Genomic DNA, 18,275 nt, shown 5'->3' on the forward strand with positions numbered 1-18,275 from the left:
TTCTGATCTGCTCCAAGTGCAGACGGCCGATGACGTTTTTGGCGACACTGCCGGCCATCTTCACGCTTCCCGCGGTGCACGCCTACCAGTGCCGTCCCTGCCTGCGGGTGGATACCATCCCGCTCACCTAGGCTCTGCAGAGCAGCTTGGGTGTCCGCAGCCACGATGGCCTGTAATCGGCGCCGTTCCGACCTACTCGGAATCGATCGGTCGACTAGACGGCTCAGCAGTTAGACAGGAACAAAGGCCCTTACCCTGGCTTAAATCTCGCTGGCTCGTCGGCCGAGCCGGAGGAAGCGGCCCCACTCGCCGGGACCGCGTTTTCTGCGCATAGGTCCTCACGTCGTGGACGAAGAGCGCGACGGAGGATGATTTTGCGCGTTCTTGTAGCCGAAGACGAAGACCTGATCCGGGATGTGGTGGTCGACATCCTAGAGACGCATGGGCACGAGGTCATGGAAGCTGATAGCGGCGAGCGCGCGCTTCAGCTCTGCGCCGAAGCGGCGCCCGATCTATTGTTTACTGACATCAAGCTGGCAGGTTCGCTGACGGGCTGGGACGTTGCCATCCAGTGTAGGCAATCCAATCCGCGCATGCCGGTCATCTACGCCACCGGGTACACGCACTCCGCTCCGCGGCCGGTGTCAGGCAGCATCATGCTGCAGAAGCCGTTCAGACTAGAACGTCTTTTGGATGCGATGACGTCGCTCACCGGCAAGTAGTCGCAGGCCCCAGCCGGCCGCCGTCGATGCGCGCCGATTGACAATTGCCGGCCGTCAATTGCGCCAAGCCGGCCTCGAAAAAGGCCCGCGCCCGCAGTCGATCGCGGAACGATAGCCTGCCGCAGCAATTTCCTTACCTGAGAGTAGGAGTTGCGTATGCGTCATTCACCGTCGATCGTGCCGCTGGATCGCCTGGACCGCGATATCTACCTCGTTCTAGAGGACTTCGGCGCGCGTGCCGGTTGCGCCTGGCGAGAGACGGACGAGCAGGATACCGACCGCGAAACGGTGCTGCGGGACTTGCTCTCCGGGCAATACGCTTACCCCCTCAAGATCGTCACCTTCAACGCCATCGAGGGCTGGTCGCGCGACGCCACCGAAGACATCGCCAACGCGCTGGCTGATCGCGCGGTCCAAGACGGTATCGACTTATCGCCTGCGCTTGAGGCCTTCATCCGCGCCAATTCGTCACGTCCATTCGGTTTCCAGCTGGCGCTGCCCTTGCGCGGGGCCGCCTGACGCGATCCCGGGAACGAAGGGCCTTCCGCAAACCTTTGGCAGGAGTGCCAGATGTCTCGCACGGAGGTTCCGAGCGGGGCCACTCGTCCCCACCAAAAACCCGCTGACAACCCGCCCGAAACGTGTAGGATTCGCACCCAAACCGGAGGAGCGGCATGTTTGAAATCAACGGTTTCGACACGGCGGGTATCGTCAGCCTCAAGCGGCCTTCACTCGCCGCCGCCCTCAAGAAAGCCAGGGAGCTAGTCGAGGACGGTTGCTGGGACGTTCAGGTCGTCGATCCCGCCGGCCGGGTCTACACCTCGTTCGAAGAGCAGGCCGCCTGATCCCAAGCGATCTCCTCCCGTTGTCCGGCTCGGCCGAGATTCGACGAGGCATTGTCCAGCCAGCGCTGTATTGCTTAACGGCTTAGCAGTCAGGTTAAGCGCGCTCTTCGCGTGGTAGTGGCCGAACCGCGCTGGACGCGCCGTGCCATTGCCAGTTCACCGGTTTGAGCGCAGGCTCTCTCCAGGCGCTTCAGACGCCGTACGGGAGAGACCCATGAAGGAACCGGGGCTGGACGGCCGCCACCGCGACAAGGACGGCTCGATCAGCAAGAAGCACGGCAACACGCTGGTCGGCACGTTGCGCAAGATCTATGGAAAGAGTTTTGCGGCGGGGTATCCCGATGCGACGCAGCTCAGCGAAATCCTGACCCAGTTGAACGAGACGTCGCTGAGCCAGCTGCGCCGCGATCACGACACCGGGCATTTGGCGCACAAGATCGATCACGCCCTGAAGTGACGGCGCCGATCCGCCGCGGACGTCGTCCGTAGCCGATCAGCTTGACGTTGGCTTCAGCTCTCAGGCGTCGCGGCCGGCACACTCAGCGGAGCGCCTCCGACCGAGACCGGCCCCACGGGCCCCAGAGGCGCTACAGGCCCTACAGGCCCTACGGGTTTGGGCTCCCGAACCATCCGCTTGCGCATCGCGGCGGACAGTCCGTAGCGCGCATGCGCTTTTCGAATGGAGGACGTGACGTCCGACATCGTCATCGTGCTTTGCAGTGTATCGATCTTCGCCATCAGCATGGACAGCTGCGACGATATCTTCCTGACATCGACCCGTTCGTCCGTGATGCTCTGGCGCAGCGACAGCAGCAGCATTGAATCCTGTTGCAGCATCACCGAGTTCTGATCCGCTGCCTGATTGTTCTGCTGCAGCAACGCCGTGTGTTGCTGCTGGGCCGCCTGAATGTCCTTCAGGGCCGCGACGACCGGATCCGGCTTTGGCTCGGACGCTTCGCGGCGCGGGAACAGTTCGGCCAATCGGCTGACGTTCAGCGATGAAAAGTCAGTTGGCGAGGTATAGATGGCCGCCGCGCCGTTGATGGCCAGCGCGCATACCGAGAAGGCCAGGATCGATTTGCGGCTGGATCGCTTGACCGGCGCCGGAGCTTCGGGAATTTCGGATTCATGCGTTGAGGCCGCGTCGGCCAAGGCGACAGCGTCGAGCTCTTCGACGAAGCTTGCCGTTTCGAATGTCGTGGTCACGTGCGTGGACCCCAATGAGCGAGCAACAGGCAGCCGCCCTTGGAACGCCCTTACGACGAGTCCTTGTACGCAGCACCCTTACACAACTGCCTAAAATTGTGAGCATTTTGAATTAATTCCACGTTAGCGGCTGGGCCGGCTGACGTGCGCGGCGTCCCCGTTCGAGTACGGGGCCTGGCGAGCATCCTGTTTTGCCCGACGGAGCAAACGCCCCCTTCCCGCCCGATTCAAAAAGCCTTGTGCCAGCGCTACTTAGCTACTGTGCATGGGGTTGTTTTCGCAATTTTGCCTGGCGCCTAGCCTTCGTCCAGCAGCTCGAGCAGCTCCTGCACCCGCTCGAACGGCGCGTCCTGCATCTTGGCGTGATAGACGACGCGATCGCCGTCGCGCTGCAGCGACTTGCCTCGGGACTTCCGCAGGCGTCCGGGCAGGAACGTCGCGGCCGCGGCTTCAGGGCCGACATCGAGGCGGATGATGCCTCTGCGCTTGCATTCGATCCTGAGCCTTCCTGCAGCGAAGAAGTCGCGCGCGACCTTCGGCAAGGGTCCGAAGCGGCGGGCGGTTTCCTCCTCGAGGTCTTCGAGGTCGTCCTCATCCGTGCAACGTGCGGCGCGCGCATAGAGCTCGAGCCGCACCGGCTCGGACTGCACATAGGTCTCCGGCAGCATGTCCGCGACCGGCAGGTTCAGGTCCGGCACCCACACCGCCTGCCCTTCGTCGAGCTTCTCCGAGGCCATCTTCAGCAAGTGGCTGTAGAGCACCGGCCCGAACACCTGGACGTGACCCGATTGCTGCTCCGAAAACAAATCGCCCGCGCCTCTGAGATCGAGGTCGCGCTCGCTGATGGCAAAGCCCGCGCCGGGGCGGCTGAACTCCTCGAGCACGGCCAGCCGCTTCTCGGATTGTCCGGACGCCGTCTCGGTCAGGAGATGAGCGAAGGCGCGGATACCGCTTCGGCCGACGCGCCCGCGCAGCTGATGCAGCTGGGCGAGGCCGAATTTCTCCGGCCAGCAGACCACGATGGTGTTCGCGCGGGGAATGTCGAGGCCGCTCTCGACGATGTTGGTCGCGAGCAGCACGTCGGCCCTGCCCTCGACGAAGCTCATCATGCGGTCGTCGATCTCGTCCGCCGCCAATCTGCCGTGCAGGCAGACGATGCGCAGGTCGGGCGCCACCGCCTGCACCCGCGCCAGCATCGGATCGAGATCCTGGATGCGTGGGCAGATCAGGAAGCTCTGGCCATGGCGCCGCTGCTCGCGCAGCAGCGCCGAGGCGATGGCGGCATCCGACAGCGGCGCGATCCGGGTCGCGACCGGCAGCCGGTGCACCGGCGGCGAGGCGATCACGCTGAGGTCGCGGAAGCCGGCAAGACCCGCGGCGAGCGTGCGCGGGATCGGCGTCGCGCTCATCATCAGCACATGGACGTTCTTGGCAAGGCCGGCGAGCTTGGCCTTCTCCGCCGCGCCAAAGTGCTGCTCCTCGTCGATGATGACGAGGCCGAGATCGCTGAACTTGACGTCCTTGCCGGTGAGCGCCTGCGTGCCGATCACGACCTTGATCCGGCCGCTGCGCAGGCCCTCCCTGGTCTCCCGCAGCTCCGCGCCCGAGGTTGCCCGCGACAGATTGCCGACCTCGATCCCGAACGGCGCAAAGCGCTTCTGGAAGGTTGCGACATGCTGGCGCGCCAGCACCGTCGTCGGCACGGCGATCGCGACCTGCTTGCCCGACAGCACCACGGCCGCCGCCGCCCGCAGCGCCACCTCGGTCTTGCCGAAGCCGACGTCGCCGCAGATCACCCGGTCCATGGGATGACCGGAGGCGAGATCGTCCAGCACGTCGGCGATCGCCTTGGCTTGGTCGGTCGTCGTGAAGTAAGGGAAACGCGCGACGAACTTCTCATAGGCCGATCCCGGCGGGACCAGCTTTTCGCCGCGCCTCCGGCGGCGCTGGCTGATGTGCTTGGCGAGCGCCTTGCCGGCGACCTGGATTTCGCGCTCGGCCGCGGTGCGGCGGGCCCACCATGTACTGCCGTCCGCCTTGTCGAGGGCCAGCTTGCCGAGCTCGGCCGCGTAGGGCCACATCAGGGCAAGATCGGGCGGCGGCACGAGCACCGCATTGTCGCCGGCGAACTTCAGGCGGATCATCTCGCGCAGCGCGCCACCGCCGGTGTTCACGGTCTGCAGGCCGTCGAGCACGCCGAGGCCGCGCTGCAGATGGATGACCACCGTGCCCTGCTCGGGCACATCGGCATGGTCGAAGGCCGTGCTCCAGGCGCGCGCCATCGGCTGCGGATGATGCGCCCGGCTGCCGAGCACGTCGGAGGCCGTCACGACGACGAGAGGCTTCTTGCCCGGCACGATGAAGCCCGCATCGAGATCGGCCAGCAGCGCCGCCTCGCCGTTCCGTCCGCTCGCCGCCTCCTCCCAGTCGTCGCAGCGCGGCGCCTTGAGGCCGCTCATGCGCTCCATCACGCGCAGATCGTCCTCCTGCGCAGCGACGAGGAGAAGGCGCGAACCTGCCCGCCGCGTCTCCTCGACGAACGCACGCAGCGCCTTCCTGGCGGATGTCAGCTTCGAAAATTCCGGGATGGTCTGGAAGGACGCTGCGCGCGGCAGCACCTTCATGCCCCTGGAAAGCTGCTTCCAATCGCGCCGTCCGAGATATTCGCGCTCACGCTCGGCGCGCGGCGCGGCCTCCTCGATGGTATCGAGCCAAACGTCGGCATGCGCGGGAACCCCGGCGTCGGCGATCCATTTGGCACGCCCGCAATAGTCGAAGAGCGTCGCACGCTTGCCGCGTTTCCCGGCAAGGCCAAGCCGCTCCGACATGGGATCGACGAGAAGCTCCTTGGTCTCGAAGATGATCCTGTGTTCATTCGGATCGAACGCCACGATGCGCTTGATCGCGCGATCGGAATGCTCGATCCGGAACGGCCCCAGCGCGCCCGCGGGGAATATCTCGAAGGTCTGGCCGTGGAACAGCGCGCCGCCCGGATAATCCGGCTCGTCGTCGAGATCGTATCCGAGGGATTCAAGACGCGTCTCGAGCTCGCGCTCGGAGAAGGTGCCGCCCACCTTCAAGCTCACGCTGAGGCGCGACAGGCTCGCCGGCGGCGGCAGGCGCTCCATCACGGCTTCCGCAGTCGAGACCAGAAAGAGCGGCTTCTTGGATTTCGCGAGGCGCCCCAGGACGGAGGCTCTGCGCCCCGCGAGCTCGTGCGACGGCTCGAGCTGGTCGAACGGCAAGGTGTTCAAGCGCGGAAACACCAGGACTTCGCAGGAGGGGTCGAGGGCGTGAATGACGCTGCCCAGCCGCTCCGCCCTGTTCTCGTTTTCGGCGAGAAAAACGATGCCGCTGCGTCCGGACTGCTTCCATTGGGCAAGCAGATGCAGAGCCAGCACCCCGAGCGGCGACGACGACGAGATCGAGGCGCGCTGCACCGCCTTGCTCGTCCTTGGCGACGTCCTGATTGGCTGCGCCTTGCTTGTCGACGTCCTGTTCGGCAACGTCTTCTTCGGCGACCTCTTGTTCGGCGACTTCTTGGCCACCCGCGCCTTCTTGGTAAGCCTCACTTGAATCCGTTTCTGGTCGTAAACCGTCGTCAACTGAACGCCAGCCGCCTTCGTTTTCGATTCGGCGACTTCGCGCCATGCATATGAGATTTGCCCCGTGAACGCACCCCTGTGGCGGCAACGTTCGGCACGGCGCAACGATCCCGGCACAAGGGCTGGTCGATCGAGCTCTTGGAACGGAACTAGCGCGGTGCGGGAGCTGCGTCTGTCGATGCGACGCTTGGCGCGATTGTAAACATTCTGCGCCCGGAGAGAAACGAAAAACCCCAGCGCTTGGAGCCACGCTGGGGCGTTTCGAGCAAAATGAACTGGTCAAGCAATGACGTCTTCATAGCAGCGATTTCACCGCGCGCGTGTGAACTGGTTCACACACCTCGCAGCAAAACAAACGACCTCAGCGCGGGGGCCCCTGAGGTCGCCAACCTTTGTGGGGAAGGTTTTCTCGCGGCCCGAGGCTTTAGGGGGGCTTGGGGCTGGGCCGAGAGCGCGGATTCGACGCCTGTCACGCCAAGTCGTTCCAAAGCCGGCGAAAGGCTCTTCGGACCGCCGGCCCGCTCGCCCCGTGCAATCGGGCCGGAGCGGGATACCGCGCCGCTGATTTGAGCGCGCCCGCGCGGCGCGCTACCATGCCGCTTTTACGGAGGCTCATTTGAAACAATTCCTTTTCATCGCCGCCATCGCAGTCCTTGCGACGGCACCGGCCCGCACGCAGGCGCTGGTCGATCCCAACAAAGTCGCTCCCGAATATCGCGAGGCCGCCGAGAAGCGCCGGGCCGAGCAGCTGCGCCAGCGCGAATGCGCGCTGAAGGCGGATCTCGAGAAGGTGCTGCCGAGGGATCGCACCGCCTTTCTCAACCACTGCCTGGAGACGATAGCGGCCAAGCAATAACAGCCGGCGGCCTCGTCGAACCGGATTCTTCCGATGCCGGCTGCGGCCGGCCGACGGCGCTTGGCCGCGCGCGCTCTGCGACATCCAGCCCCGCGGCATTCAAGCTTTCTTCAGACATTTGGGATCAGCTGAATATCCATTTTCAGAAGTCATTGTTGTCCGCGCATGAGTTCGGTCCAGATTCAGTGCACGCGGTGCAAGAACGTGTTTCGCGATCGCGCGGGGCGGTTGCAGGACGGCTATTCCAGGCAATGTCCGAGTTGCGAAGTGGTGCTGTTCTTCGCCGAGGATTCCCAGCATCCCTTCATCAAGCGCGCGATGCGCAATGCACGCAAAGCCCGACGCAGTCGAGGAGGTTCGCCGGACGGACGCGATCGGCGGGACGCGAGGACTAGCTCACCTCCGCCTCTGCTTCCTCGGAAACAGGCGGTCGCGGATGTAGCGCGAGGTCGCGGTCAGGCGGATGCCGCGCGGCTTCTGCCAGGCCGCGCGGTCGATCTCCTTCTTGTCGCCGATCGACAGCCTGCCTTTGGCCGTCTTGGCAATGAAGATCGCGTCGCTCATCTTGCGGCCGGAGCGCTTGTTCCTGGCTTTCACTTCTTTCCAGAGACTGATCCTGCCGAGCTTCAGCTTGGGAAGCTCCTCCCTGATCTCCCGCCGCAGGCAATCCTTCGCGGACTCGCGCGCACGCTTGCGGCCGCCCGGAAACATCCACAGGCCGTCCGACCGGCGTCGGACCAACAATACCTTGCCGCGCCTCGCGGCAACCAGCTTGGAAGACTTCGCCATTGCTGCCGTCGTTGAAACAGAATCGTCCCGATCGTAACTTGTCTAGTCGAACAGACAAGTTCGCGGCACGCTTTGATCACAGGCTGCGAGGCCTCGGGTCCTGATACGGTACCGCGGGCAGATTGCGTCGATGGCGGAAAGATCAGTCCGTGCCCGCCCCTGCCCGGTCCTCGGTCCTGATCCAGGCCATCATCATTTCCCACGCCACCGACAGGATGATCGGTCCGATGAACAGGCCGACGATGCCGTGGGCGAGCGTGCCGCCGATCACGCCGACGAAGATCACGATGGTCGGCGTGGTCAGCCCGCGCCCCATGACGAGCGGCTTTAACATGGTGTCGATGAAACCGACGAGGACGAGAAACACGGTGAGCAGCAGCGCCGTGGTGACGTCCTTGGCGGTCCAGATCCAGATGATGACCGGCAGCAGCACGAGGAACGCGCCGATCTGCACGATCGAGAGCAGCAGCACGATGAAGGCGAGCAGGCCGGCGCTCGGCACGGCGGCGAGCTTGAATCCGATGCCGGCGAGCAGCGCCTGCACGATCGCCACGCCGATCACGCCCTGCGCCACGGCGCGGATGGTCGCGCCCGCGAGCGACAGGAAATGCTCGCTCTGCTCGGGGACGATACGGAACAGGAAGCCGCGTCCGGCCGCGACCAGCCGCGGCCCATGCGGAAACAGGAAGCCGGCCACGAACACCGAGACCAGGAACTGGAGCGTGCCGACGCCGGCATCGCCGGCAAGCGAAAGCAACGGGCCCGCCAGCGGCTGGAGATACGGCGCCACCTCGCGCACCACAGCGCGGACGTTGGTGTAGGCCTGGTCCCAGAGTTCGTAGAGCCAGGGACCGACGAGCGGCCACGTCTTGAGCTGCTCGGGCGCGGCCTGAAGCGCCAGGTCGCCGGTGCCAAGCTGATGCGCCAGCTCGCGCACCCCGTCCACCGCGCTGATGCCGAGCCAGGTCGCCGGACCGATGACGATGCCGAGCGTGATCAGCGTCAAGATCAGTGCTGCTGTCTTGGGCCGGCCGCCCAGGGCCTTGGCGACCCAACTGAAGGCCGGATAGAACGCAACCGCGAGCACGCCGCTCCAGGCCAGGATCGGCACGAACGGGCGGATGATCAGGAAGGTCCAGATGATCAGCAGGGCGAGCAGGCCGAGCCGGATCACGAGCTGGATGACGTCCTCTCCCGTCAGGAGCTGACGGAGACTTTTCACGGGCACAGCTTTCCTTGCGGCATGAACGCAACTTCCGGTGCTTGCGAGGCCCAGCCGTTATTGCCAGCAACGCATCCGGCGTCAAGCCGACGGGAACCGGACGGGCCCACGATTAGGAACGCATCGGGGCCATTCCGCATTCGAAAGACGATGACACGCCCTCCCGGACAGTCCGATGCATGCGCCGGCATGCACCGCGGTATCCGCTATTCGCTGAGGCCGAATGCCGCGCCCGGCTATTGGCGCTATGCCTATGCGATCGGCGGCAAGGTCCACTCCGGGCGGGTGCAAGGAAGGCTGGCGCTGCTCGCGATCAGGCGCGTGCAAATGCGCATCGACCGGGACATGCGAAGCGGCGACTGATCCGGGTGAAGGCCGCGCCGATCGCGCAGGCCCCGCGACTGCGGCTGCATCCGACGTCACGCGGCCTTGGCTAACGCCCATTAACCGGATTTTCCCGCACCGGTTTACGCCGCTGCAAACGCCCGTGACTACCGTGCCATCGGGGTCACCAAAAGCATTGCGTGCAATGGCCAACAGCATCTGGACGATCGAAGAATTCACCTGTGCGGGTTGCGGCATGAACTACACCGCGACCAGGGAAGAACACAGCGAAGCCCATACCGGCAGTTTCAAGTGCAGCATCTGCAGCGGCGTGGTGCACGCCTGGTCCGGCAAGCATCATTTCTTCGGCTGGCAAGCCGTGAAGACGCGGCCACCCGTGTTCGGGAGGCGCTGGGCTGACGTCGAATGGTAGGCTGTCCGTCCCGCGCGCATCTCGGATTGCGGCGCACGGTCGTCCGAGACGGACCGCAGGATGGGCCCAATTGCACCGGCGCCGTTTGGATTCCGTTCACCGATCGCCGCTAGATCAGAACGGATCCTCGCGCTGAACCCGCAATCATGGCCGACCTCAACGCCGTCCTTACCAGGCTCAATGACCGCCTGCTTCGCCTCGAAGGTGAGCTGTTCGTGCTGCGCTCGCTGGCGCGCGCGACGCTGACGGCGGGCGACGACCATGCGGCGCGCATGCGCAAGCTGGTCGAAGCCGCAAAGATCGCGCTCGACGACGAGGCCAAGCGCCCACTCGACAAGCCGACACGCAAATATGTCGACGCGGCAACCGCGCTGGTGGAGGAATTGCTGGTCGAGCCGACCCCGGCGCGGCCGCTGTTCACTGTGATCGACGGCGGCCGGCGCGATTGAGCGACAAGCGCGCCGGTCCGCGATCAGCTAGCGCTGGTACATGCCGGGCGCGCGTGCGCCGTTCGGATAGCACTGTCCCTGCGAATAATTGTAATCGTAGCCGTGCGGGCAGAGGCCGCCGCGGCGTCCGTAGGGCTCGGGGCGTGCGTAGGCTCCGGGCGCATGCGCACCGTTCGGATAGCATTCGCCGGTCGAGTAATTGTAGTCGTAGCCGTGCGGGCACTGGCCGGCGCGGCGTCCATAGCCTTGTCCGGAATTCCCGGTGTAGACGCCCGGCGCATGATAATTGTTGGGATAGCAGCGGCCGTTCGAGTGGTTGAAATCATAGCCGTCCGGACATTGTCCGCCAGGCCCCCCTCTGAACTGAACTTGCTCCACCATGGGCGCCGGCGATGCCGCCGGCACGGTTGCAAAAGCAATCAGGCCAGCCAGCGCGAGCTCGATCATGACGTCTCCTCCAAATCACGGGGACCAGCCTAGCAGGATTCGTGTCCCACGAAACGACTTGAGCATTGAGACACGGCCGGCCTGAACCATGCATGAACCGGCCGCCGCACTGCGACGATGCGTCCCTCGACTCTCGCGTGAGCCTGCCTCGCAGGCTGCGCTAGATCTCCGTGGAATTCTCGGACTTGAGCCGGCTGAGGCCTGCCTCGATGATCGCGATCTCCTCGTCGATCTGGCCGATCGGCAGGCTGAAATCGTAGCCGGATTTGCTCTTCAGTTCCACCGCGAGCCGCTGCCTGTGCATCATCAACTCATCGAGGCCACGCCGGTTCTTCAGCCGGACATAGCTGTCGACGATCTGCTCAATGGCGCGCGGCATGAAATTTGTCCCGACGAAAAGGCCCGCGCGGCGCACCCACGCCGGCGGGACATTTTCGATGTCGCGGTACGCAATACAAATCCGCGACGGATTCGTCGATACGCCGGGCTGATTGAGATCGCGTTACCATTCGATGATTTCGCGGTTTGCGGCATGAAAAGGCCGCTGACGATTGCGTCAGCGGCCCAAGCCGGGTTCGAAAACGAATGCGGGTTGAAATGTCGCCAGCCCCGGTGGACGCACTCTTAACAGCCCGCCCAGCTCGGCTCGGTTAAAAACGAAACACAGGAACCGACTTATCGGCTGCTTTCCGCCGACCGGGGCCGCGCGGCACCGCTAATCGGTGACGCAGAAGTACGTGCGCGGCAATCTGCGGTAGGCGCTGTAGCGGTAGTACGGCCGGTACGCGTAGCCGCGATAGAGCGCCGGCGGCTCCTCGCCGTAATAGGCGCGATGATAGAAATTGGTCACCGGACCTCTCGCGCAACGATAGCTGTCCCAGGTCGGCCCCACGAATGGCGCGATCCCGGTCTCCGGCGGCACGGCCGGGTACGGCCCGCCTGCATGGGCGGGCATGACCGAGAGCAATGCCGCGAGAAGGAAAAACCAGGCGCTTCGCATGAGCTCGCTCCTAACCCGGTGCTATGCCCGCCATGGAAGCACCGGAACGGCTCGCTGCGCAATCATGGTGTTCGTCGCAGCCCGCACCCCGGCGCATTGTTGATAACCCCTGCTAACGCTGCGCGGGTGGTGACAGGGCGGCCGGACGTGTTATCGGGGGACGACGCAGTTGCGAGACCGGATCGGAAACCCATGCGCATTACCCTCGTCGGCTCCCGCCATTTCGGCGTGACCACCCTGAACATGCTCCGGGAGCACGGCGTCTCAATCGTTCGGGTCGTGGTGGCCGATGCCGAGGATCGCCTCGCTGCGACCGCCAGTGCGGCCGGCATCGAGGTCGTGGTACAGGCCAATCCGAAGCTGGTGGTCGCTTCCGAGATTGCCCCCGATACCGACCTGATCATCACGGCGCACAGCCACGCTCGAATCGGCAAGGACGCGCTCGCCGCCGCCAAGCTCGGCGGGATCGGCTATCACCCCTCGCTGCTGCCGCGGCATCGCGGCAAGGCTGCGGTGGAATGGACCATCAAGGAAGGTGATCCAATCGCCGGCGGCACGATCTACCATCTCGCCGACCGCATGGACGCCGGTGCCATCGCCGCCCAGGATTGGTGCTTCGTCAAGAAGGGTGAGACGGCGCGGGAGCTCTGGGAGCGCGCGCTGGCGCCGCTCGGCCTCAAGCTGCTGGCCGATGTGATCGACTACGCCAAGGTCCACAAGGCGCTGCCCGCCAAGACTCAGGACGAGCAGTTCGCGACCTCCGCGCCAAGCCTCCAGTGAAGCCTTTCGAATCCTGTCCTGAAGCTCTCTGCCCGACGTTTACCCTTAACGTGAAGCCGCGTTGATTCTGCTTGGAAAATCGAACCAGGAAACGCAAATAAACCATTGTTTCCGCAGGAACAATTTTCGATTGGGCATTGCAACAAATTTCCGTCACATTTGGTCCAGATAAGCGGCAGCATATCAGACACATTGAAGGACGGAATTTTATGCGTTTTGCTCGCATTGCGGTGTTCTGTGCCGCTTCAGTTTTCACCGGCACCCTCGCCGCTTCCGCCTTTGCCCAGACCCCCTATGACGGCAATTGGCAGGTCACGATCGTGACCAAGAGCGGCTCCTGCGAGCCGACTGCGAGCTCCATGCTGACGGTTGCTGACGGCAGGATCACTGCCCCCGGCGCTAACGTTTCCGGCACCATCGGCAGTGGGGGACTTGTGAAGGTTTCGATCAATGGTGCATATGCTAACGGTCAACTCAGCGGCAACGCCGGATCGGGGAAGTGGAATGGAGCATCTGCAGGCATACCGTGCAGCGGGCGATGGGAAGCGTCGCGCCAATAAACCAATCGAGGCTCACGGCCGGAACCGGCGGCTGCTGATGGCGGCCGCCGTTTTGTTTGCGGCGGGAATTGTCACCTCCGAAAGCAATGCCCAGTCCGGCCCTTTCGCCCCGATGGCAGGCAGCTGGAGCGGCACCGGCACCGTGACCCTGGACGACGGTTCGACCGAACGAATCCGCTGCCGGGCCAAATACGCCCCGATCGGTCCGACCATGGAGATGTCGCTGACCTGCGCCAGCGACGCTTACAAGTTCAACCTCGCAGCCAGCGTCAAGGCTGAAGGCAGCGCCATCACCGGCAGCTGGTCGGAGGCTAGCCGCAATATCTCCGGCTCGCTCCAGGGCCGCGGCGGCGGCGGGAACTTCGAAGTGGTCGCCTCGGCCGCCGGCTTCAATGCCAATATAGGGCTGAAGACGAGCGGCAACAGGCAGACCGTCACCATGCGCGCGGACAGCCAGTTCCGCGGCGCCAATATCTCGCTGTCGAAATAGCACGGCAGTTGATCTGACAATCGATCCGGCCCCTGCGCCGGATCGATTTTTTTATGCGTCCGGCACGAACGCCGTGACCTCGATCTCGACCTTGGCCCGCTCGTCCACGAGACCGCCGATATAGAGCAGCGTCGAGGGCGGGAAATTGCGCCCGAGCGTTTCCTTCCAGGCAGCGCTAATGCCGGCACCGGCTGCTTCATATTCGCTGCGGCTGGTCAGGTACCAGGTCAGGCGGACGATGTGCTCGGGTCCTGCGCCGGCCTCACCCAGAAGCTTGATGATCCGCCTCAGCGCACCTTCGACCTGCGCCGCCATGTCGGGCGCATAATTGCCGGTGTCGTCGCCACCGGTCTGGCCCGCCAGGACCACCCAGCGACCCGGCCCCTCGACCACGACGCCATGGGAAAAGCCACGCGGTTTCTTCCATTCGGCCGGCTGCAAGATGCGCATGAGCGAAGCTCTCCCGATTTTGTCGTTGTTCGATGATGCCTAGCACGACCTCCTGCATCGCTGCATCCGCAGATTTGGACGTTGCAAACGGCAGCGATGTCGCCGATACCGGCCGTCCTTTCACATTCCATTCTCCTGCAATCAGCGCCGATGAGCACGACACCGTCCAAAACGATGGCTGCACTGTGGATGGCCGGCTGGCTGTCGCTGATGCTGGTCATGGCGGTTGCCGGGCGCGAGACCACGCGCGAGCTGAACGTCTTCCAGATCATGGAAGTGCGCTCGGTGATCGGGTTCACGCTCCTCCTCCCGATCATCTACCGCGCCGGTGGCTTCAAGGCGGTCGCGACCAAGCGCCTGCCGCAGCACCTCGCGCGCAATGGGGTCCACTACTTTGCCCAGCTCGGCTGGTTCTATGCACTGACGCTGATCGGAATCGGACAGGTCGTCGCGATTGAATTCACCATGCCGATCTGGACCGCCGTGCTGGCCGCGACGTTCCTGTCTGAACGCATGACGCTCTGGAAGATCGCCGCCGTCGCGCTCGGCATCGTCGGCGTCGTCATGATCGTGCGGCCCGCCACCAGCGAGATCAATCCGGGTCAATTGATCGCGCTCGGGGCTGCGATCGGCTTCAGCATTTCCATGATCTTGGCGAAGTCGCTGACCCGGACCGAAACCGCATTGTCGATCCTGTTCTGGATGATCGTGGTGCAGGCCGTCGTGGGCTTGCTGCCGACGCTTGCCGTGTGGATCTGGCCGTCGCCTCGTTTGTGGGGTTGGTTGTTCGTCATTGGAGTCTGCGGCACTTTCTCGCACTATTGCCTCGCCAGTGCGCTCCGGTATGCGGATGCGACGATCGTGGTTCCCATGGACTTCCTGCGGGTTCCACTGACTGCGACGGCCGGCTGGCTGCTCTATTCCGAGCGGCTCGACGGCTGGACCGTGCTCGGCGCCGCGTTGATCCTGTGTGGCAACCTCCTGAATTTGAAGTCGGTGCCGGCGGTTTCCGCCCGCGCGCAATGAACCTCGCGCCGCCTCGTGCGACAAAATCAAGTGGCCATGTGATTTGGATCACGTTGGAGCGGCGCTCCACCGTGCACATTCGGCCACACAGCAGCGGGTTGAACAGAACGTCCCTGCCCTTTGGGTGGCGCGAGGTCGGGCACTTCGTGTAGGTTCGTTGCCAATTCGTTGCTGCCTGCAATTCGATTCTGGGGATTTCAGAATGCGCTATCTCACCCTCCTCGCTTCGCTGATGTGCATGGCGTTGTCGGTCAGTGCCGCGAAAGCTGACCGCCGCGTTGCCTTCGTCGTCGGCAACGGCTCCTACAAGAACGTCGCGCAATTGCCGAACCCGCCGATCGACGCCAAGGCGATGGCATCGACGCTGCGCAATGTCGGCTTCGAGGTGATCGAAGGCTCCAATCTCAGCCGCGACCAGATGACGGAAAAGCTGCTCGATTTCGGGCGCAAGGCGCAAGGCTCCGACATCGCGCTGTTCTATTATGCCGGCCACGGTATCGCCGTGAGCGGCACGAACTACCTGCTGCCCGTCGACGCCGACATCAAGTCGGAGATGGACGTCAAGCTGGGCGCTGCCATCAACATCGACCTGACGCTCGAGCAGACCATGGGCGATGCCAAGGTCAAGCTCGTCTTCCTCGATGCCTGCCGCGACAATCCGTTCGCCGCCAAGATCAAGTCGAACTCCGCGACCCGCAGCGTCAACGTGCAGAGCGGTCTTGCCGAGATGAAATCCGGTGAAGGCACCCTGATCGCATTCGCCACCGGCCCCGGCCAGACCGCGCTCGACGGTCAGGAGGGCAACAACAGCCCGTTCACGCGTGCGCTGATCGACAACATCACCAAGCCCGGGGTCGAGATCCAGCAGGCGATGACGTCCGTGCGCGCCCAGGTCAATGAAGAGACCCGCAAGGGTCAGCTGCCCTGGGGCCACACCAACCTGACCGGCTCGGTCTATCTCAACCAGGCCCCGACCACGCAGGTCGCCAATGCGGCCCCGACCGCTTCCGGCATGATGCCGGCTGCGGCTGGCGGCTCGGACGGCGTCGAGCTCGAATATTGGCGCTCGGTGAAGGAGTCCAACAAGCCTGAGGAGCTCAACGCCTACCTCTCCGCCTATCCGAACGGTCAGTTCAAGGCGCTGGCGCTGGCGCGCCTCGCCGCCATCAAGAGCGGCCCCTCGACCGCGACGCGCACGCTCAACGCCGGTGTCGATCCCGCAACCTTCACCGACGAGGCCACGCAGGTCACGGAGGACCAGGCCGGCCTCGACAAGAACAAGCGCCGCGACGTGCAGCGTCGACTGACGGCGCTCGGCTTCGACACCAAGCCGACCGGCGTGTTCGATGACGAGACGCGATCCGTGCTCAAGCGCTGGCAGACGGCGCGCGGCTATCCCGCATCGGGCTACCTCAACAAGCTCCAGCACAAGGCCCTGCTCTCGGAGATCGTGGCTGCCCCGGCGACCGCGAGCGACACCAGCCAGAAGCCCGGCCGGCGCGCCGCCAGCGCCCCGGCCCAGAGCAGCGCGCCGGCACCGGCGCCCCATCGTAGCAATCCCGGCGATGCCGCCGGAGCGGCCTTCGTCGGCGGCGTCGTCGGCGGCATGATGGGCGGCATGTTCCGTCGCTGAGGCGAGATGCCGATCCAAGAACCACAGAAGCCCGGCTCGCGCCGGGCTTTTTCGTTGACCGTTCTCGCACGTGAGAGCTGGCGCTCTACTTCCCCGCGGCCTTTCGCAGCGCCTCGTTGATGCGGTCCTGCCAGCCGGGGCCGCCTTCCTGGAAGAACTCCAGCACGTCCTGGTCGATGCGCAGCGTGACCTGCTCCTTGATGCCGGGAGCGACGTTCTGCTTGGGCGGCGCCGCGGCGACCTTGGCCGTCACCTTCTTGAACGCTGCCTCAGCTTCAGTCCTGGCATCGCCGAGCGTGCGCGGCCGCCGCGGTGGTTGGTCCGCCATGTCCTAGATCCCCTCAAACAAGGCTGTCGAAAGATACCGCTCGGAGAAGGACGGCACGATCGCCAGGATGGTCTTGCCGGCGGCTTCCGGCCGCTTGCCAATCTCAAGCGCAGCCGCAATCGCAGCTCCAGACGAGATGCCGCCCGGAATGCCTTCATGCCGCGCCAGCGCGCGGGCGGTCTCGATCGCCGTCGTCGAGTTGATCTTCACGATCTCGTCGATCACCGCGCGGTCGAGGATGTCAGGGACGAAGCCGGCGCCGATGCCCTGGATCTTGTGCGGCGTATGCTGCCCGCCCGACAGCACCGGGCTCTCCTCCGGCTCGACCGCGACGACGCGAAGTGAGGCCTTGCGCGGCTTGAGCACCTGGCCGACGCCGGTGATCGTGCCGCCGGTGCCGACACCGGCGACGAAGAAGTCGATATTGCCGGCGGTGTCGTTCCAGATCTCCTCCGCGGTGGTGCGGCGGTGCACCTCGGGATTGGCGAGGTTCTTGAACTGCTGCGGCATCACCGAATTCGGCGTCGTCTTCAACAGCTCCTCGGCGGCGGCGATCGCGCCCTTCATGCCTTGCGCGGCCGGCGTCAACACCAGTTCGGCCCCGAGAAAGGCCAGCATCTTGCGCCGCTCGATCGACATCGATTCCGGCATCACCAGCTTGAGGCGGTAGCCGCGCGACGCCGCCACGAAGGCCAGCGCAATGCCGGTATTGCCGGAGGTCGGCTCGATCAGCACGGTGTCGGGCTTGACGATGCCGGCCTTCTCCATCGCGATGATCATGGCCGCGCCGATGCGGTCCTTCACGCTTGCGGCTGGATTGAAATATTCAAGTTTAGCCAAAATCGTCGCATTCACGCCGTGCATTCCGGGCAGCCGACGCAAGCGCACGATCGGCGTGTTGCCGAAGGCCTCGACGATCGAGTCATAGATCCGGCCACGGCCGGGTTGGTGCGCTGCACCCGTGTTGGACGATGCGTCCATGATGAACTCCCTATGGCGACGATTTGCAGTTCTATCGCGCTCTTGCGCAGTTACAGACAGCTTGCGGCGACGCGCAAGCGGCAATGCGGCACATGTTAAATACGCTGCATCGCAAAATCGCGTGAGCTG

The 18,275-nt window shown here is 64.4% G+C and carries 24 protein-coding genes; 14 read left to right on the top strand and 10 right to left on the bottom strand.

Annotation, left to right across the window (positions count from 1 at the left end; genetic code table 11):
* Positions 1-368 precede the first annotated feature (368 nt).
* From RPS27_RS07060 to RPS27_RS07075, 4 genes are all read left to right on the top strand, one after another.
* Entirely contained in the window at positions 369-722 is a 354-nt protein-coding gene (locus RPS27_RS07060) for a response regulator (RefSeq protein WP_259209080.1), read from the top strand.
* 156 nt (positions 723-878) lie between these two features.
* Positions 879-1,241 (top strand): hypothetical protein, encoded by a 363-nt coding sequence (locus RPS27_RS07065; protein WP_211417493.1) that lies wholly within the window; start codon positions 879-881, stop codon positions 1,239-1,241.
* A gap of 155 nt (positions 1,242-1,396) precedes the next feature.
* Positions 1,397-1,567 carry a hypothetical protein gene (locus tag RPS27_RS07070; RefSeq protein ID WP_194408051.1) on the top strand — a complete coding sequence of 57 codons (171 nt, stop codon included), beginning with the start codon at positions 1,397-1,399 and terminating at the stop codon, positions 1,565-1,567.
* A gap of 214 nt (positions 1,568-1,781) precedes the next feature.
* Positions 1,782-2,024, top strand: a complete 243-nt coding sequence (locus tag RPS27_RS07075; protein WP_194408050.1) for a hypothetical protein — start codon at positions 1,782-1,784, stop codon at positions 2,022-2,024.
* A 53-nt stretch (positions 2,025-2,077) separates the two neighbouring features.
* Here RPS27_RS07075 and RPS27_RS07080 read toward each other — a convergent pair whose 3' ends face one another.
* Together RPS27_RS07080 and RPS27_RS07085 are read right to left on the bottom strand one after the other, a co-directional pair.
* The gene (locus tag RPS27_RS07080; protein WP_212068606.1) at positions 2,078-2,773 is read right to left on the bottom strand and encodes a hypothetical protein; all 696 of its coding nucleotides are present in this window, start codon (positions 2,771-2,773) and stop codon (positions 2,078-2,080) included.
* Between the two features lie 296 nt (positions 2,774-3,069).
* Positions 3,070-6,174, bottom strand: a complete 3,105-nt coding sequence (locus RPS27_RS07085) for a DEAD/DEAH box helicase (protein WP_212068682.1) — start codon at positions 6,172-6,174, stop codon at positions 3,070-3,072.
* Between RPS27_RS07085 and RPS27_RS07090 the strand changes: the two genes are divergently transcribed.
* Entirely contained in the window at positions 6,071-6,349 is a 279-nt protein-coding gene (locus RPS27_RS07090; protein ID WP_194408518.1) for a hypothetical protein, read from the top strand. The genes RPS27_RS07085 and RPS27_RS07090 overlap by 104 nt on opposite strands.
* A 645-nt stretch (positions 6,350-6,994) precedes the next feature.
* A complete protein-coding gene (locus RPS27_RS07095; protein ID WP_212068605.1) occupies positions 6,995-7,234 on the top strand; it encodes a hypothetical protein in 240 nt (79 codons plus the stop codon).
* A gap of 396 nt (positions 7,235-7,630) precedes the next feature.
* On the opposite strand, the gene RPS27_RS07100 is transcribed toward RPS27_RS07095, so the two are convergent.
* A complete protein-coding gene (locus RPS27_RS07100; protein ID WP_211416959.1) occupies positions 7,631-8,023 on the bottom strand; it encodes an NUDIX hydrolase in 393 nt (130 codons plus the stop codon).
* Between the two features lie 142 nt (positions 8,024-8,165).
* Positions 8,166-9,251: an AI-2E family transporter gene (locus RPS27_RS07105; RefSeq protein ID WP_212068604.1), complete on the bottom strand. Its 1,086-nt coding sequence runs from the start codon at positions 9,249-9,251 to the stop codon at positions 8,166-8,168.
* A 144-nt stretch (positions 9,252-9,395) separates the two neighbouring features.
* Here RPS27_RS07105 and RPS27_RS07110 point away from each other — a divergent pair, with 144 nt between their 5' ends.
* From RPS27_RS07110 to RPS27_RS07120, 3 genes are all read left to right on the top strand, one after another.
* Positions 9,396-9,608, top strand: a complete 213-nt coding sequence (locus tag RPS27_RS07110) for a hypothetical protein (RefSeq protein WP_212068688.1) — start codon at positions 9,396-9,398, stop codon at positions 9,606-9,608.
* A gap of 166 nt (positions 9,609-9,774) precedes the next feature.
* Entirely contained in the window at positions 9,775-10,002 is a 228-nt protein-coding gene (locus tag RPS27_RS07115; protein ID WP_028144530.1) for a hypothetical protein, read from the top strand.
* 146 nt (positions 10,003-10,148) lie between these two features.
* The gene (locus RPS27_RS07120; protein ID WP_018317940.1) at positions 10,149-10,451 is read left to right on the top strand and encodes a hypothetical protein; all 303 of its coding nucleotides are present in this window, start codon (positions 10,149-10,151) and stop codon (positions 10,449-10,451) included.
* A 27-nt stretch (positions 10,452-10,478) separates the two neighbouring features.
* Here RPS27_RS07120 and RPS27_RS07125 read toward each other — a convergent pair whose 3' ends face one another.
* The 3 genes from RPS27_RS07125 to RPS27_RS07135 form a co-directional block, all read right to left on the bottom strand.
* Positions 10,479-10,898 carry a hypothetical protein gene (locus RPS27_RS07125; RefSeq protein WP_211416957.1) on the bottom strand — a complete coding sequence of 140 codons (420 nt, stop codon included), beginning with the start codon at positions 10,896-10,898 and terminating at the stop codon, positions 10,479-10,481.
* A gap of 160 nt (positions 10,899-11,058) precedes the next feature.
* Entirely contained in the window at positions 11,059-11,277 is a 219-nt protein-coding gene (locus RPS27_RS07130; RefSeq protein WP_194408041.1) for a hypothetical protein, read from the bottom strand.
* 336 nt (positions 11,278-11,613) lie between these two features.
* Positions 11,614-11,898, bottom strand: a complete 285-nt coding sequence (locus tag RPS27_RS07135; RefSeq protein ID WP_211416956.1) for a hypothetical protein — start codon at positions 11,896-11,898, stop codon at positions 11,614-11,616.
* A gap of 192 nt (positions 11,899-12,090) precedes the next feature.
* Here RPS27_RS07135 and RPS27_RS07140 point away from each other — a divergent pair, with 192 nt between their 5' ends.
* The 3 genes from RPS27_RS07140 to RPS27_RS07150 all read left to right on the top strand — a co-directional run bounded on the left by RPS27_RS07140 (position 12,091) and on the right by RPS27_RS07150 (position 13,728).
* Positions 12,091-12,678 (top strand): formyltransferase family protein, encoded by a 588-nt coding sequence (locus RPS27_RS07140; RefSeq protein ID WP_211416955.1) that lies wholly within the window; start codon positions 12,091-12,093, stop codon positions 12,676-12,678.
* 209 nt (positions 12,679-12,887) lie between these two features.
* Positions 12,888-13,238, top strand: a complete 351-nt coding sequence (locus RPS27_RS07145; protein ID WP_211417491.1) for a hypothetical protein — start codon at positions 12,888-12,890, stop codon at positions 13,236-13,238.
* A complete protein-coding gene (locus RPS27_RS07150) occupies positions 13,183-13,728 on the top strand; it encodes a hypothetical protein (RefSeq protein ID WP_211416954.1) in 546 nt (181 codons plus the stop codon). The genes RPS27_RS07145 and RPS27_RS07150 overlap by 56 nt, the downstream gene beginning before the upstream one ends.
* Positions 13,729-13,779: 51 nt before the next feature.
* Here RPS27_RS07150 and RPS27_RS07155 read toward each other — a convergent pair whose 3' ends face one another.
* Positions 13,780-14,178 carry a RidA family protein gene (locus RPS27_RS07155; RefSeq protein WP_211416953.1) on the bottom strand — a complete coding sequence of 133 codons (399 nt, stop codon included), beginning with the start codon at positions 14,176-14,178 and terminating at the stop codon, positions 13,780-13,782.
* A gap of 150 nt (positions 14,179-14,328) precedes the next feature.
* On the opposite strand from RPS27_RS07155, the gene RPS27_RS07160 reads away from it, so the two are divergent.
* Positions 14,329-15,204 carry a DMT family transporter gene (locus tag RPS27_RS07160; RefSeq protein WP_211416952.1) on the top strand — a complete coding sequence of 292 codons (876 nt, stop codon included), beginning with the start codon at positions 14,329-14,331 and terminating at the stop codon, positions 15,202-15,204.
* Positions 15,205-15,406: 202 nt separating this feature from the next.
* On the top strand, positions 15,407-16,837 hold the full coding sequence (locus RPS27_RS07165; RefSeq protein ID WP_211416951.1) for a caspase family protein: 1,431 nt from the start codon (positions 15,407-15,409) through the stop codon (positions 16,835-16,837).
* 85 nt (positions 16,838-16,922) lie between these two features.
* Here RPS27_RS07165 and RPS27_RS07170 read toward each other — a convergent pair whose 3' ends face one another.
* Together RPS27_RS07170 and cysK are read right to left on the bottom strand one after the other, a co-directional pair.
* A complete protein-coding gene (locus tag RPS27_RS07170) occupies positions 16,923-17,165 on the bottom strand; it encodes a BrnA antitoxin family protein (RefSeq protein ID WP_100174824.1) in 243 nt (80 codons plus the stop codon).
* Between the two features lie 3 nt (positions 17,166-17,168).
* Positions 17,169-18,146 (bottom strand): cysteine synthase A, encoded by a 978-nt coding sequence (cysK, locus tag RPS27_RS07175; protein ID WP_211416950.1) that lies wholly within the window; start codon positions 18,144-18,146, stop codon positions 17,169-17,171.
* Positions 18,147-18,275 lie beyond the last annotated feature (129 nt).

It is taken from the genome of Bradyrhizobium sp. WYCCWR 12699 (assembly GCF_032144035.1).
Classification (GTDB): Bacteria; Pseudomonadota; Alphaproteobacteria; order Rhizobiales; family Xanthobacteraceae; genus Bradyrhizobium.